At 71.2% G+C, this 14,954-nt stretch carries 12 protein-coding genes and 2 pseudogenes; 9 read left to right on the top strand and 5 right to left on the bottom strand.

Going from position 1 to position 14,954, the window contains the following annotated elements:
• Positions 1 to 71: 71 nt before the first annotated feature.
• Positions 72 to 3,041 (top strand): family 16 glycoside hydrolase, encoded by a 2,970-nt coding sequence (locus tag ACGH7X_RS37560; RefSeq protein WP_399894561.1) that lies wholly within the window; start codon positions 72 to 74, stop codon positions 3,039 to 3,041.
• Positions 3,042 to 3,175: 134 nt separating this feature from the next.
• Positions 3,176 to 4,012 carry an ammonia-dependent NAD(+) synthetase gene (gene nadE, locus ACGH7X_RS37555; RefSeq protein WP_399894558.1) on the top strand — a complete coding sequence of 279 codons (837 nt, stop codon included), beginning with the start codon at positions 3,176 to 3,178 and terminating at the stop codon, positions 4,010 to 4,012.
• Positions 4,013 to 4,036: 24 nt separating this feature from the next.
• Here nadE and ACGH7X_RS37550 read toward each other — a convergent pair whose 3' ends face one another.
• Entirely contained in the window at positions 4,037 to 4,231 is a 195-nt protein-coding gene (locus ACGH7X_RS37550; RefSeq protein ID WP_399894555.1) for a fibronectin type III domain-containing protein, read from the bottom strand.
• A 346-nt stretch (positions 4,232 to 4,577) separates the two neighbouring features.
• Between ACGH7X_RS37550 and ACGH7X_RS37545 the strand changes: the two genes are divergently transcribed.
• Together ACGH7X_RS37545 and glpK are read left to right on the top strand one after the other, a co-directional pair.
• Positions 4,578 to 5,423, top strand: coding sequence for an MIP/aquaporin family protein (locus ACGH7X_RS37545; RefSeq protein WP_399894552.1), 846 nt, complete (start codon positions 4,578 to 4,580; stop codon positions 5,421 to 5,423).
• A gap of 25 nt (positions 5,424 to 5,448) precedes the next feature.
• Positions 5,449 to 6,972: a glycerol kinase GlpK gene (glpK, locus tag ACGH7X_RS37540; RefSeq protein WP_399894550.1), complete on the top strand. Its 1,524-nt coding sequence runs from the start codon at positions 5,449 to 5,451 to the stop codon at positions 6,970 to 6,972.
• A 12-nt stretch (positions 6,973 to 6,984) separates the two neighbouring features.
• Here glpK and ACGH7X_RS37535 read toward each other — a convergent pair whose 3' ends face one another.
• Complete coding sequence (locus ACGH7X_RS37535; RefSeq protein ID WP_399894547.1) at positions 6,985 to 7,950, bottom strand: SDR family NAD(P)-dependent oxidoreductase; 966 nt, start codon at positions 7,948 to 7,950, stop codon at positions 6,985 to 6,987.
• Positions 7,951 to 8,067: 117 nt separating this feature from the next.
• Here ACGH7X_RS37535 and ACGH7X_RS37530 point away from each other — a divergent pair, with 117 nt between their 5' ends.
• The 3 genes from ACGH7X_RS37530 (at position 8,068) to ACGH7X_RS37520 (ending at position 10,893) form a co-directional block, all read left to right on the top strand.
• The gene (locus ACGH7X_RS37530; RefSeq protein ID WP_399894545.1) at positions 8,068 to 8,982 is read left to right on the top strand and encodes an AraC family transcriptional regulator; all 915 of its coding nucleotides are present in this window, start codon (positions 8,068 to 8,070) and stop codon (positions 8,980 to 8,982) included.
• A gap of 80 nt (positions 8,983 to 9,062) precedes the next feature.
• Positions 9,063 to 10,154: an AI-2E family transporter gene (locus ACGH7X_RS37525; RefSeq protein WP_399894542.1), complete on the top strand. Its 1,092-nt coding sequence runs from the start codon at positions 9,063 to 9,065 to the stop codon at positions 10,152 to 10,154.
• An 85-nt stretch (positions 10,155 to 10,239) separates the two neighbouring features.
• On the top strand, positions 10,240 to 10,893 hold the full coding sequence (locus tag ACGH7X_RS37520) for a maleylpyruvate isomerase N-terminal domain-containing protein (RefSeq protein ID WP_399894539.1): 654 nt from the start codon (positions 10,240 to 10,242) through the stop codon (positions 10,891 to 10,893).
• A gap of 105 nt (positions 10,894 to 10,998) precedes the next feature.
• On the opposite strand, the gene ACGH7X_RS37515 is transcribed toward ACGH7X_RS37520, so the two are convergent.
• Positions 10,999 to 11,736, bottom strand: a complete 738-nt coding sequence (locus ACGH7X_RS37515) for an SDR family oxidoreductase (protein ID WP_399894536.1) — start codon at positions 11,734 to 11,736, stop codon at positions 10,999 to 11,001.
• A 135-nt stretch (positions 11,737 to 11,871) separates the two neighbouring features.
• On the opposite strand from ACGH7X_RS37515, the gene ACGH7X_RS37510 reads away from it, so the two are divergent.
• Positions 11,872 to 12,456, top strand: a complete 585-nt coding sequence (locus ACGH7X_RS37510; protein WP_399894533.1) for a TetR/AcrR family transcriptional regulator — start codon at positions 11,872 to 11,874, stop codon at positions 12,454 to 12,456.
• Between the two features lie 45 nt (positions 12,457 to 12,501).
• Here ACGH7X_RS37510 and ACGH7X_RS37505 read toward each other — a convergent pair whose 3' ends face one another.
• Both ACGH7X_RS37505 and ACGH7X_RS37500 read right to left on the bottom strand, forming a co-directional pair.
• Positions 12,502 to 13,989, bottom strand: a complete 1,488-nt coding sequence (locus ACGH7X_RS37505) for a carboxylesterase/lipase family protein (protein WP_399894530.1) — start codon at positions 13,987 to 13,989, stop codon at positions 12,502 to 12,504.
• A 22-nt stretch (positions 13,990 to 14,011) separates the two neighbouring features.
• A pseudogene (locus ACGH7X_RS37500) lies at positions 14,012 to 14,254 on the bottom strand (MBL fold metallo-hydrolase); the annotation flags it as partial.
• Here ACGH7X_RS37500 and ACGH7X_RS37495 point away from each other — a divergent pair.
• A pseudogene (locus ACGH7X_RS37495) lies at positions 14,253 to 14,912 on the top strand (LuxR C-terminal-related transcriptional regulator); the annotation flags it as partial. The pseudogenes ACGH7X_RS37500 and ACGH7X_RS37495 overlap by 2 nt on opposite strands.
• Between the last annotated feature and the right edge of the window lie 42 nt (positions 14,913 to 14,954).

Here is a 14,954-nt window from a genome sequence, read left to right as displayed (position 1 = left end):
GAACTTCCGTCATACCGCTCAAGACCGGAGCGATATCCGGCACGGTCCGGTCCCCACATTCCGGAGGACCAATGCACCCACGGCTGTTCTCGCGCGCCCGAAGACACCTCATCCTCCTGCTGACGTCGGCCATATCGATCGGTGGTGCCTGGGCCGCCCCGGCGTCCTCCGCCGCGACGGCCGACATCCCGCCGCAGGAGCCCGGGGTCACGCTGCGTGTGTTCGACGTCCAGACGCCGCTGAACGAGCTGTGCACCCTCAAGCCGGGCCAGACCCCCAACCACGACAAGCTGATGCCGACGGTCGACTGGTCCACCACCGCCGACTTCGGTGGGATCGCCGACAACTTCGTCTCTCAGGCCTCCGGTTACCTGGTCGCGCCGCGTGACGGGACCTATGTGTTCCGGCTCGTCAGTGACGACGGATCACGGCTGAGTCTCGACGACGCCACGGTGATCGACCACGACGGACTCCATGGCGCGGAGCCCAAGGACGGCACGGTCGACCTCACCGCGGGAGCGCACCCGCTGCGCATCGAGCACTTCGACCGCGGCGGCGGTCAGCAGCTGCAACTGTCCTGGATGCCGCCCGGTGAGAGCGAGTTCTCCGTCGTGCCCCGGGAGGCGCTGAGCACCGACGCCGGGGTCGTCCGGGTGACGGCTCCGGGCCGCAAGGAGTGCGAGGCCGGGCGCGACACCCCCGGGGACGGTCTGCCGCTGGCCTCGGTGCGCCCCGACCTCACGCTCACCGACCTGCGCCCCGACGGCTTCGAACCGCAGGTCACCGGCATGGACTGGCTGCCCGACGGACGCCTCGCGATCAGCACGTGGGGCGGCACCGACAACGTTGCCGGAGAGGTGTACCTCCTCGACAACGTCACCGGTGAGACCAGTCGCGACAAGGTCGGCGTCGAGAAGGTGGCGAGTGGGCTGCGTGAGCCCATGGGCATCAAGTACGTGGACGGTTCGCTCTACGTCTCGCAGAAGCACGAACTGACCCGGCTGGTCGACAGCGACGGCGACGACGTGACCGACGAGTACCGCACGGTCGCCACGTGGCCGTACGGCGGCAACTTCCACGAGTTCGCGTTCGGCCTGCTCTACCGCGACGGCTACTTCTACGTGAACCTCTCCGTCGCCATCGACCTCGGCGGCGCGACCACGAACCCTCAGCCGGCGCCCAACCGCGGGACGACGTACAAGATCAGCAAGAAGACCGGGAAGATCAGCCCGATCGCGGGCGGGCTGCGCACGCCCAACGGCATCGGCTGGGGCCCGGGCGGCGACATCTTCACCACCGACAACCAGGGCGGCTGGCTGCCCGCCTCGAAGCTCGTCCAGATCAAGCAGGACCGCTTCTTCAACCACTACACGGAGCCCGCAGGACCCTTCGAGGGCTCCCCCGTCACCGAGCCGGTGCTGTGGCTGCCGCAGAACGAGATCGGCAACTCGCCCTCCACCCCGCTGTACCTGAGGAAGGGCAGGTTCGCCGGACAGATGCTGATCGGCGACGTCACCTACGGCGGCCTGCAGCGCGCCTACCTGGAGAAGGTGAAGGGCCAGTACCAGGGCGCCGTCTTCCGCTACACGCAGGGCCTCGAGGCGGGCGTCAACCGCGTCTCCCTCGGCCCCGACGGCGCGATCTACACCGGTGGCCTGGGCGCCGACGGGAACTGGGGGCAGGAGGGCAAGCTGAAGTTCGGTCTGCAGAAGCTGACGCCGAACGGCGGCGACACCTTCGACATCCAGAAGATGCGGGCCGTGCCGGGCGGCTTCGACCTGACGTACACCCAGCCGGTGTCCGAGGAGACCGCCGCCGAACTCGCCGCGCGCTACGAGGTCGAGCAGTGGCGCTACACGCCGACCGCCGACTACGGCGGCCCGAAGATCGCCGAGGAGGAGCTGACCGTGCGGTCGGCGAAGCTCTCGCACGACGGCCGGACCGTCCGGCTGCGCCTGGACGGCCTCAAGCCGGACCGCGTGGTGCACGTGCGCTCCCCGCGGCCCTTCGCCTCGGCCTCCGGTGAGACGCTGTGGAGCACGGAGGCCTGGTACACGCTCAACGAGATGCCCGGCAAGCAGCCGCCGGCGGCCACCCTGTACGAGGCCGAGGAGGCGCGTCTGACGGGGAAGGCCGGCATCAACACCGACCACTCCGGCTACTCCGGCAGCGGCTTCGTCGACCGCTACGCCACCGAGGGCAAGGTCACCACGACGTTCGACGTGACCGTCCCGAAGGCCGGCACCTACGACGTGGGCCTGCGCTACTCCAACGGCCCCGACCCCTTCGAGGGCACCAAGTCGCTCTCCCTGTACGCGGGCGGGAAGAAGGTGCGCCAGACACAGCTCGCGTCCACCGGGGACTGGGACACCTGGTCCACACGGACCGAGCCGCTGCGGCTGCGCGCCGGCCACAACACCCTCTCCTACCGCTACGACCCCGGTGACACCGGACACGTCAACCTCGACCTGATCACCGTGCACCCGCACGGCGCCCGGGTCGCCCTGTTCGACGGCACCGCCGGCTCGCAGGAACAGTGGCAGCACACGGACGGGCGGCAGGTGGCGTGGCCGCTGGCCGAGGAGAGGTCCATGGAGGTGTGCTGCGGCGACATCCGCACCAAGGACGCCTACCAGGACTTCAAGCTGCACGTGGAGTTCCGCGTCCCCCTGCTGCCGGACGACGTAACCGGCCAGGACCGCGGCAACAGCGGCATCTACCTCCAGGACCGCTACGAGCTGCAGATCCTCGACTCCTACGGTGACACCACCCTGGACACCAACGAGGCCGGGGCGATCTATCTGCAGAAGGCACCCGACACCAACGCGGCGGCGGCGCCGGAGACCTGGCAGACGTACGACATCGTCTTCCGCGCCGCCCGCTACGACGAGAACGGAGCCAAGACCGCCGACGCGCGGGTGACGGTGGTGTGGAACGGCGAGAAGGTCCACGACGACGTCGCCCTCGCCGGGGCGATCCGGCTGCAGGACCACGGGAACAAGGTCCGGTTCCGCAACATCCGGGTGGAGCCGCTGAACTGACCCGAAAGCGTGCGGGGCGGCCCCTGCCGGCCGCCCCGCACCTCCCGCTCCACGACACCGCCTCGGTCCGGGTCCCCGACGCCTCTGGGTAGGGTGAAACGAGACATGCCCCGCGCATCGAACGAGGAGCGGAATTGAGCGAGCCGGCGTCCATCGCCCTGCAACTGGAGATCGCCCGGGAACTGGAGGTCGCGGAGACCTTCGACGCCGAACGGGAGATCGAGCGCCGGGTGGCCTTCCTCGCCGAGCGGCTGACCTCCACCGGTCTGCGCGCCCTCGTGCTCGGCATCAGCGGCGGGGTCGACTCCACCACCGCGGGCCGGCTGTGCCAGCTCGCCGTGGAGCGGGCCCGCGACGCGGGACACGAGGCGCGGTTCTACGCCATGCGGCTGCCGCACGGCGTCCAGGCCGACGAGCACGACGCCCAGCTCGCGCTCTCCTTCATCCGGCCCGACCAGGTGCTGACCGTGGACATCAAGCCCGCGAGCGACGCGGCGCTGGATGCGCTGCTCGCCGCCGACGTGGCCTTCCGCGACGAACGGCACCAGGACTTCGTGCACGGCAACATCAAGGCGCGCCAGCGCATGATCGCGCAGTACGCCGTGGCCGGAGCGCACGGCGGCCTGGTCGTCGGCACCGACCACGCGGCCGAGGCGGTCTCCGGCTTCTTCACCAAGTTCGGCGACGGCGCCGCCGACGTCGTACCGCTGACCGGCCTCACCAAGCGCCGCGTGCGCGCCGTCGCGGACGCCCTCGGCGCGCCCGCCGAGCTGGTGCGGAAGGTCCCGACGGCCGACCTGGAGAACCTCGACCCGGGCAAGGCCGACGAGGACGCCCTCGGTGTCACCTACGAGGAGATCGACGACTTCCTGGAGGGCAGGCCGGTGAAGGAACGGGCCTTCGACACGATCGTCACCCGCTACCGCCACACCGACCACAAGCGCCGGCTGCCGATCGCTCCGCGGCCATGAGGAGCAGCCGGCGCTCACCTCTCGTCAGCCCACGGGCGTGACGGTCTCCGTGGGTGCGGACTCCTCTCCCGTTCCCTGCAGATTCGTCGCCGCTACGGTGAAGCGGTACCGCGTGCCCGGCTTCAGTCCGTCGACGACGGTCTCGAGCAGGTCCCTGGCAACCGTTCTGGTGCCGATCCTGTCGTCGCCCTGCCAGGTGGTGACGAGGTAACCCGTCACGGGGTCTCGCCCTCGCCCGGCAGTTCCCCTCTGTGCACGTGACGGCGGCGGACATCTCCCCGCAGATGCTGCACCGCCTGCACCAGCAGGCCGCCGCACGAATGGGCCGGCTCCTACGCCCAGATCTGCCTGGCCAAGCTGCGCTCCCACGCCACCGACGTCTTGGACGCGGACGACCTGGCCGCCTTGGACGCCCCGCTGGACGAAACCCAGCCGCACGGCACCGCGCGAGGCGACTACACTCCCGGATGTCCTTTAAGTGCGGTTTGCCGGAAGTCACCTTAATGTGTCCGAGGAGATGCTCGAACAGTCGACGGCCGGTCAAGCCGGCGGAAGGTGAGCTTCCATGGCTGAGCGGCTCAAAAGATCCGGTCTGATCGGTGAACTGTCGGCCGAATTCGCCGGCACGATGATCCTCATTCTCTTCGGCTGCGGCGTGGTCGCCCAGGTGGTCGCGGGCGGGGCCCTCACGGACCCGGCGGGCGGCCTCGGGGACCACGACAGCATCGCCTGGGCGTGGGGGCTGGGTGTCACCCTGGGCGTCTACGTGGCCGCGCGGCTGAGCGGTGCGCACATCAACCCCGCGGTGACGGTCGCCCTCGCCGCGTTCAAGGGGTTCCCGTGGCGCAAGGTGATTCCCTACACCCTGGCCCAGACGGCGGGCGCGTTCGTGGCCGCCCTCCTGGTCCGCTGGAACTACACCGAAGCACTGGCGAAGGCCGACCCCGGCCACACCCTCAAGACGCAGTTCGTGTTCTCCACACTCCCCGCCAACGGCAACACCGCGCTGCCGGTCCACGAGTGGGGCGCCTTTCGCGACCAGGTCATCGGCACCGCCATTCTGCTGCTGCTGATCCTGGCCCTGACGGACCTGCTCAACTCGCCGCCGGGCGCCAACCTCGCGCCCTTCGTCATCGGCCTGGTCGTGGTTGCGATCGGCATGGCCTTCGGCACCAACGCGGGATACGCCATCAACCCGGCCCGTGACTTCGGCCCCCGGCTGGCCAGCTTCATCACCGGGTACGGCGGGGCATGGCGAGATCAGTACGGAAACTTCTACTTCTGGGTGCCGATCGTCGGCCCACTGGTAGGCGGCCTGCTCGGCGCGGGGCTGTACAAGGTGTTCATCGGCCGGTTCCTGCCGGCCGCCGAGCCCGAGCTACCGGGGCGCGTCCCGGCACCCGAAGAATGACACCGGCCGGAGAGGCGGAGTAACCATGGCGGACTTCATCGGCGCGGTGGACCAGGGGACCACCAGCACCCGGTTCATGATCTTCGACCACGGCGGCAACGAGGTCGCGAAGCACCAGTTGGAGCACGAACAGATCCTCCCCCGCTCCGGGTGGGTGGAGCACGACCCGGTGGAGATCTGGGAGCGCACCAACTCGGTGATGCAGAACGCCCTTCGCAACGGCGGCCTGTCGGGCACCGACCTGGCGGCCATCGGCATCACCAACCAGCGCGAGACCACCGTGGTCTGGGACCCGCGCACCGGCCGTCCCTACTACAACGCCATCGTGTGGCAGGACACGCGTACCGACGCCATCGCGGCGAACCTGGAACGCTCCGGCCGGGGCGACGTCATCCGGCGCAAGGCGGGGCTGCCGCCCGCGACGTACTTCTCCGCCGGAAAGATCCAGTGGATCCTGGAGAACGTCGACGGGGTGCGCGAAGCGGCGGAACAGGGACACGCGGTGTTCGGCAACACGGACTCCTGGGTCCTGTGGAACCTGACCGGCGGTCCCGACGGCGGCATCCACGCCACCGACGTGACCAACGCGAGCCGCACCATGCTGATGAACCTGGAGACGCTCGACTGGGACGACGAGCTGCTGGGCTTCTTCGACATCCCCCGGAGCATGCTGCCCGCCATCAACCCCTCCTCGCACCGGGAGGCGTACGGCACGACCCGGACGTCCCGGCCGCTGCGCGCCGCGGTTCCCATCTGCGGGGTGCTCGGCGACCAGCACGCGGCGACGGTCGGGCAGGTCTGCTTCAGTCCGGGCGAGGCCAAGAACACGTACGGCACCGGCAACTTCCTGGTGCTCAACACCGGCACGGAGCTGGTCCGCTCCGAGCACGGGCTCCTCACCACCGTGGCCTATCAGTTCGGCGACAGTCCGGCCGTCTACGCGCTCGAGGGGTCCATCGCGGTGACGGGATCGGCCGTGCAGTGGCTGCGCGACCAGATGAAGATCATCAAGACCGCGGCCGAGAGCGAGGAACTCGCCCGTACGGTCGAGGACAACGGCGGCATGTACTTCGTCCCCGCCTTCTCGGGCCTGTTCGCCCCCTACTGGCGCTCCGACGCCCGGGGAGCGATCGTCGGCCTCGCCAGGTACAACGACAACGCGCACCTGGCACGGGCGACGCTGGAAGCCATCTGCTACCAGAGCCGCGACGTCGTCGAGGCCATGGAACAGGACTCCTCGGTCCATCTGGACGTGCTCAGGGTCGACGGCGGTGTGACCGCGAACGACCTCTGCATGCAGATCCAGGCCGACATCCTCGGCGTCCCCGTCAGCCGCCCCGTCGTCGCGGAGACCACCGCCCTCGGCGCGGCCTACGCGGCGGGGCTGGCCACGGGGTTCTGGCGCGACACCGACGAACTGCGCACCCACTGGCACGAGTCCAGGCGCTGGGAGCCGCAGTGGTCCGAGGACCGGCGCGCGCAGGGTTACGCCGGATGGAAGATGGCGGTGGAGCGCACCCTGGACTGGGTGAAGGTTCCCGAGGAGTGACCCCGGCGCGGGTCACCGGCCGATGACGTCGGCGGCGTAGTCCCACAGACGGTCCGCGGCCTTCGGGTCGAGGGCGTGGGGGGCCACGCCGCCGACGTGTTCCGTGTCGTCGGCGGGGACCGTCGGCGCCTCCTGGTTGTCCTCGAAGTAGCGCCCGGTGACACCGTTGACCAGGGGGGACGCCGCCAGCAGCACGGAGGTCGCGGCGCCCTGGAGGGGTGTCTTGTAGTAGGGCTGCTCGATGATGTTCCCGTCCTCGTCCATGGCGCCCAGGGCGCGCATCGTCTCGTCGTCGACGTGGCGCTGGAGGTTGGTGCTGATCCAGCCGGGGTTGAGCGCGTTGGCGGTGATGCCGTCCGCGCCCCAGCGACGGGCGCCCACGGCGAACAGGACGTCGGCCGTCTTGGACTGCGCGTAGGCGGCCCAGCGGTCGTAGGGGCGGTGCGCGAAGTGCGGGTCGTCGAAGTCGAAGGCCGCGTTGCGGTGGGCGCCCGAACTGACGACGACGATACGAGCGTCACCGGCCGCGCGCAGGTTGTCGTGCAGTCCCAGGGCGAGGGCGAAGTGGCCGAGGTGATTGACCGCCAGTTGCATCTCCCAGCCCTCGGCGGTGACCTGCCGGTCCGGGAGGGCCATGACGCCGGCGTTGGCCACGAGGGCGTCGAGCGGCCCCTGCCATCCCCGTACGAAGGCGGCGACCGACCCGAGGTCGGCGAGGTCGATGGCTTGCGCCCGCACCGAACCCGGGCCTGGCAGTGCGGCGATGTCCCGGACGAGCGGCTCGGCCGTGGCCGGGTTCCGGACGGCTACGGTGACCTCCGCGCCGGCGGTGGCCAGAGCACGGACGGTTTCGACACCGATGCCGGAAGCGCCGCCGGTGACGACCACGCGCCGACCGGTGAGGTCCACACCGTCGAGGACTTCGGTGGCGGTGGCGTGCGAGTGGAAGGGGGTGGTGAGGAGAGGTGTGGGGTTCACGACCGGATCTTTCCTGTTGTGGACTGTGCTCACTGCACCAAAGTACGAGAGCCGCGCTGGAGTAGCTATACTGAAACATCCAGATTACTTGCTCAATCGTCCAAACGGGGGTATGTGATGGATCCGCTCGAGGACGTGCTGGCGCTCCTCGACACGAGGAGCCACCTGTCGTCGAGCCTGGTGGCCGGCGGCAGGTGGGCGGTGCGCTTCAAGGCGCCGGAGGGCGTGAAGTTCAACGCCGTCCGGCGCGGCGGCTGCCTGCTTCGCGTCGCGGGAGCCGACGAGCCGATTCAGCTGGCCGAGGGGGACTGCTACCTGCTGACCCGGCCACTCGAATTCACGCTCTCCAGCGACGCCGACGCCGTTGCGGTGGAGGCCGGCCCGGTCTTCGCCGCCGCCGAGAACGGCGTGGCGCGTACGGGAGAGGGCGAGGACGTCCTCCTCGTGGGAGGGAGTTTCTCGTTCGGCGACCGGGCGCGCGCCCTGCTGCTCGACGCGCTCCCCCCGGTCATCCACGTCCCGGCGGGTTCCGGGGAGGCCGGCACCCTCCAGTGGGCGCTCGGCCAGATCGACCGGGAGCTGCGGCAGCGCCCCATGGCGTCGACGCTGGTGGCGCGGCATCTCGCGGTCGTCATGCTCGTCCACGTACTGCGGCTGCACTTCGCCCGCGAGCCGCACGCCGTGTCGGGGTGGGCGGCCGGCCTGGCGGACCCCGTCGTGGCCACGGCCCTGACCTCGATGCACACCGCGCCCGAGCGCCCCTGGACGGTGGCCGAGCTGGCCCGGGTCGGCGCCGTCTCCCGCTCGACCCTCGCCGCGCGGTTCAAGGACACGGTCGGCCAGGGGCCGCTGGACTACCTCACCCAATGGCGCATCGAACTGGCCGCCGAGCGCCTGCGCGGGGGAACCGAAACGCTCGCCACGATCGCCGGCGCCGTCGGCTACGGCTCGGAAAGCGCCCTCAGCTCCGCCTTCAAGCGGATCACCGGCACCTCACCCCGGACATACCGCAACCAGCACAGGGCGGGGTGACCGGCCCCGCCTTCGCGTGACTTGCCACTCCATACCCGGGTCGCACCGTGGCATCCGGGCCATCCCCATAGGGTGACCCCATGTCTGCCAGATTGAGTGCCGCGCGGACCCGGGCCGCGCTGCGCACCAGTGCGCGTGTCTCGGGCGAGTTGCTGCTGATACTCGTCATGCTCGCGGTGGCCCTGTGGGTCCTCGGTCGTATGTGGTCGGTCGTGTGGCCGCTGATAGTCGGTCTGCTCCTGACCACGTTGACCTGGCCCTCGGCCCGCTTCCTGCGGCGGCACGGGTGGCGTCCCGCGTTGGCCGCGGCGGCGGTGACGGTGGCTTTCCTGCTGGTCGTCATGGGCATCGTGGCACTGATCGCGGTGCCGATGTCCTCCCAGACCGACGAGTTGACCGACGGCGTGGTCGAGGGCATCCAGCGACTGCGCGAGTGGGCCGCGGGACCGCCGCTGAACATCGGCGACGACCAGATCACCGGTGCGGTCGACTCGGCGGTGGCGCGCATCCAGGACAGCGTCGGCAGCATCACCACCGCGGTGGCGACCGGGGTGAGCACGGTGGTCAACGGCCTGATCACCGCGGTCCTCGGCGTCTTCCTGATGTTCTTCTTCCTCAAGGACGGGCCGCGGTTCCTGCCGTGGCTCACCCGTCAGTTGCCCGGCCGGCTGGCCACCGACGTCCCGGTCGTCGCCCTGCGCGGCTGGGAGACCCTGGGCTCCTTCGTCCGGTCGCAGGCGCTCGTGGGCCTGCTCGACGCCGTGTTCATCGGCCTCGGGCTGTGGATCCTTGGCGTGCCGCTGGTACTGCCCCTGGCGGTACTGACGTTCGTGTCCGCCTTCGTGCCCATCGTGGGCGCCCTGTTCGCGGGCTTCGTGGCGGTACTCATCGCGCTGGTGTCCAACGGCCTGACGGACGCCGTGATCGTGCTCGCGATCATCGTGGTGGTGCAGCAGTTGGAGGGCAACGTCTTCCAGCCCATCATCCAGAGCCGTGGTCTCGGTCTGCACGCGGCGGTGATCCTGCTGGCGGTGACGCTGGGCGGCAGCCTGTCCGGGATCGTGGGCAGTCTGCTCGCCGTCCCACTGGCCGCGCTGATCGCGGTGGTCTGGAACTACGTACGCGAGCAACTGGTCGACCCGCCCGAGGACGCCGCGACCGCCGACGGCTGAGCCGGGGGGCCGGGTGGGCGGCATTCCCGTCCCGCCGCCGCGAATTGGGTCGCGGCCGGGCGGTCGGTGCTGTTGGCTGTCGGGCGTGGATCTCTTCTCCAGCTCCTGGTCGGCGTTGCGCACCGCGGTCGCCGAACTCTCCGACGAGGACTTCGCGCGTCCGTCCGGCTGCACCGGCTGGCTCGTCCGGGACCTGGTGTGCCACCTGGTCATCGACGCCCAGGACGTCCTGATCACCCTGGCCACCCCCTCCGAAGCGGAGCCGACCCGGAACGCGGTGACCTACTGGCGGGTGGTCGAAACCCCGACGGGTGACGACCCGCTCGACGCGCTGATCGTGCGCCTCGCCGCCGCGTACGAGGAGCCGTGGCTGCTCAGGTTCCACCTGGACGACGTCGGTTCCGCCGCGGGCCGCGCCGCCGAACTCGCGGATCCCGCGGGCCGGGTCGGCACCCAGGAACAGGTGCTCACGGTGGCGGACTACCTCTGCGCGTACGTCCTGGAATGGACCCTTCACCACCTCGACCTGATCGCGCACCTGCCCGAGGCGGCGGCTCCGCCCGCGGCGGGGCTCGCGTTCTCGCGCGAGCTGTTGGAAGGGGTCGCCGGAATGACGTTTCCCGTGTCGTTCACCGACCGGGACGCGCTGCTGGTCGGCACCGGGCGACGTGCGCCGACCGGGGCGGAGAAGGCCGCCCTGGGCGAGTGGGCGGCCCGGCTCCCCTTCCCCGTCGGCTGACCCGCCGGATGCCTGGTCCGCGGGGGCGTCCACGACGTCCCGGTGCGTGCGGTCGCCGTCGCGAGCGACCTCTTGCCGTCTAGGGGGTGTCGTTTGCGACACCCCCTAGTCCTGCGCGGTGGGCCGGACGACGATGTCGCCCACGTCGACCCCGGCGGGCTGCTCGACGGCGAAGGCGACCGCGCGGGCCACCGCCTGCGGCGGGATCGCGATCCTGTCCCTGGTGTCGAGGATCTGGGCCCTGGCCCCGGGGTCCGTGACGCCGTCCGCGAAGTCCGTGTGGACGAAGCCCGGGGAGACCACGGTGACACGGAGGCTGTCGCCGGCCTCCTGTCGCAGGCCCTCCGACACGGTGCGAACGGCGTTCTTCGTTCCGGCGTAGACCGACATGAGCGGGCTGATGCGCAGTCCGGCCGTGGACACGATGTTGACGAAGTGGCCGGAGTCCTGTTCCCGGAAGACGGGCAGGGCCTCGGCGATGCCGTACAGGACGCCCTTCAGGTTGACGTCGATCATCCGTTCCCAGTCGTCGACGCGGAGTTCGTCCAGCGGCGAGATCAGGCCGACCCCGGCATTGCTCACGAGGACGTCGAGCCTGCCGAACCGCTCACGTGCCAGGCCGACGAGAGCGGCCAGGTCCTCGCGCCGTGTCACGTCGGTGCGGACCCAGGCCGCCTCGCCGCCGTTCTTCTCGATGCGCAGGGCCAGGTCTTCGAGACGGTCGGGGCGGCGCGCCCCGAGGACGACCTTGGCTCCGCGTTCGGCGAGCAGCAGGGCGCTCGCCTCGCCGATGCCGCCACTGGCACCGGTGATCGCCACGACCTTGCCTTCGATTCCAGACATGCTGAGCAGTCCTTCCGGACGGGATGGGGGCACATCTCTGTCGTGCCCTAGAGTGGTAAGTGGAGGCGCCGCCACTTCAACCCACAGTAAGCGGGGACGCCTCCACTTAGCAACCGGTGACGAGGAGAGCCATCCATGTCCGGAGCCACGAAACGTCCGCTGAGGGCCGACGCGCAGCGCAACCGGGACAAGATCCTGGTCGCGGCCGTGCGGGTGTTCAGCGAAGAGGGACTGGACGCGCACCTCGAGCGCATCGCCAAGGAGGCGGGCGTCGGAAGCGGCACCCTCTACCGGAACTTCCCCACCCGTGAGGCCCTGATCGAGGCCGCGTACCGCAACGAGGTGGCCCGGCTGTGCGACTCCGTCCCCGGCCTGCTGGCGGACCTGTCCCCGGCCGAGGCGCTTCGCGCGTGGACCCGCCGCTTCATCGACTACGCCACCGCGAAGTTCGGCATGGCGGACGCCCTGCGGGCCGTCGTCGCCTCGGGCGGCAATCCGTACGCGGACAGCCGGGAGCTGATCCAGGCGGCCCTCTCGTCCCTCATGGACGCCGGGGTGGCCGCCGGCGAGATCCGGTCCGACATCAGGCCCACCGACATGTTCGCCGCCCTTGCGGGCATCGCCCTCACCTCGGCCCACCCCGAACAGCGCGAGCAGGCCGAACGCCTCCTCGACCTCGTCCTGGACGGACTGCGGCCCGTGGCCCGGCGCCCCGTGTGACGGCGACCGTCCTCGGGCAATCGCCACGGTGGCCGGGCGGTGCGGTCAGATCCAGGCCCGGCGTTCCTCCCCGCGGGGGTCGTCGACCTGCCTCCACTGCGTGTCGATGCGCATCGTGGCCCGGCGCCCGGTGGCGTACGGGTCCCAGCCGGGGTCGCCGGTCCTCGCGAACCGGATCCAGGCCGCGTGGGTGCGGGCGGAGAGGTCCGCGGGGGGCTCGTCGGGGCCGAGGAGACCGATGGGTCCGTGCAGCTCGGGCAGGTGGGTCCGGTCGAAGACGAAGGGCAGCTCCATCGTGTGGGTGGCGCCGAGCTGTCCGTCCAGGCCGTGGGAGCGCCACGCGAACTCGTAGGCGTGGGTGGCGGATGCGGAGTGCGCCGCGTGCGCGTCGGCCAGGGCCCTGCTGCCGGCGCCGAAGAGGGCGTCGCCCATGACGGCGGAGCGCAGTTCGCCGAAGGACGCGTCGGGGCGGGCCCTGCGGTACGTCTCGACCAGCCGCGCCGGATCCGGGTGCGAGAGGGCCGCCGCCGCTTCGACGTCTTCGGCACGCGAGGTGGCGTACCGGCCGACGGGAGCCAGGTAGAGGTTTCCCTCCTCGGTGGTGGTCCCGACGAGCAGGTCGACGTCCGCGCCCAGGCCGGCGGCGACGGACGCGGCGGGCTGGGTGTCGAGGACCAGGCTGAAGGGGCTGAGCCCGATCAGCGGGTCACGGTGCGTCCTGGTGCGCAGGTCGATGCCCGCGAGTCCGGCGGCGGCCTCCACCAGGCGTTCGTCGGGGATCTCGGCGAAGGCGCCGGCCCGGGGAGCGACGCCCAGGGCTTCGGCCGCCGCGCCGGTGACGCGGGCGGCCTGCTCGGTGGTGAACGCGCCCAGGCCGCTGCCGCTCTGGACGATCGCCCGGCGGAAGAGTCCGGCGGCCCCCGGGGTGGCGAGGACACCACCGACGACGGTCGCGCCGGCCGACTGGCCGAAGAGGGTGACACGGTCCGGGTCGCCGCCGAAGGCCGCGATGTTCTCCCGCACCCAGCGCAACGCGGCGACGACGTCCAGCAGGCCGCGGTTGGCGGGCCCTCCGGGCAGGTCGAGGAACCCGGCTATGCCCAGCCGGTAGTTCAGGGTGACGAGGACGACGCCGTCCCGGGCGAATGCGGAGCCGTCGTACATCGGGGACCGTGTCGATCCGGCGACGAATCGCCCGCCGTGGACGAACACCATGACGGGCAGCCCGCCGCTCCCGGCCTCGGGCGTCCAGACGTTGACGGTGAGGTAGTCGTCGCCGCGTGCCCAGCCGGGACCGAAGTAGGGGGACATGTCGACGCTGCCCAGCCGGCGCTCGGACTGCGGCGCGTTGGGACCCGGCCGGGTGGCGTCCCGTACGCCGTCCCACGGAGCGTGCGGCCGGGGCGCCGCGAACCGCCCGGCGCCGAGCGGAGGGGCCGCGTAGGGGATGTCGAGGAAGGCGGCGGTGCCGTCCTGGCGGATGCCTCGTACGGTTCCCCGGGCGGTGGTCACGACGGGGTGGTGGTGGTTCACTTCTGCGGCCTTTCCGGCGGCCTCAGCGCTGCTCGGTGTACGGGGTGAAGGGTGCCCAGCCCTTGATGGCGAACTTGTCCCCCTCGCGTGTCACCTCGGCGGCTCCGTGGCCGCCCAGGTGGGCGGGGAAGAGGAGGGCGTTGTGGTCGGCGGCCCAGCCCAGGAGCCTGCGGCGGGTGGCACGGGCCCCCGCGGGGTCCTCGCAGAAGCAGCTGTTGTGGTCCGGCTCCAGGATCTGCACCGGGTTGTGCAGCAGGTCACCGACGACGGACGGCTCTCCCGTGCACTACCACGCCTCCTACCCGGCACTCGCGGAGCCGGCCGCCGCCGTGCGCGCGGGCCGGCGCGAGGAGGCCGCCGCGATCGTGGAGCGTTGCTCGCGCGAACTCGCCCGGAACGCCTCGCCCCGCCTGCGCGCGCTGATCGACCGGGCCCGCGGTCTGCCGGCGGACCCGGCGGACGCCGAGCCGCACTTCAGGGCGGCGCCGGCGGACCCGGCCCTGGAGCACTGGCCCTTCGAGCGCGCCCAGACCCTGCTGGATCTCGCCGAGTGGCTGCGGCGCCGACGGAGGAGCGCGGAGGCTCGCGGGCCGCTCGCCGAGGCCCTGGAGACCTTCCGGAGGCTGGGCGCCCGCCCGTGGATCGAACGGACCCGGGCCGAGTCGCGGGCCGCCGGACTCGACGTCACCGACGCGGCCCCCGACGCGCTGGCCGAGCTCTCCCCGCAACAGCGGCAGATCATCGGGCTCGCCGCCCGCGGCCTGACCAACCGCGAGATCGGCGAACGGCTCTTCCTCTCCCCGCGCACGGTCGGCTCACACCTCTACCGGAGCTTTCCCAAGCTCGGCATCACCGCCCGCTCCCAGCTCCGCGACCTCGTCGAGGGCGGCCTCGCGACGGCCCCGGGGCCGCGAGGGCGGTGATCCTCCCGACGGGCGGGCCCGGAGCCGGCGCGGGCAGGTCCG

The organism is Streptomyces sp. BBFR51, assembly GCF_044591655.1.
Classification (GTDB): domain Bacteria; phylum Actinomycetota; class Actinomycetes; order Streptomycetales; family Streptomycetaceae; genus Streptomyces.
This window is presented reverse-complemented; position numbering and strand designations above follow the sequence as displayed.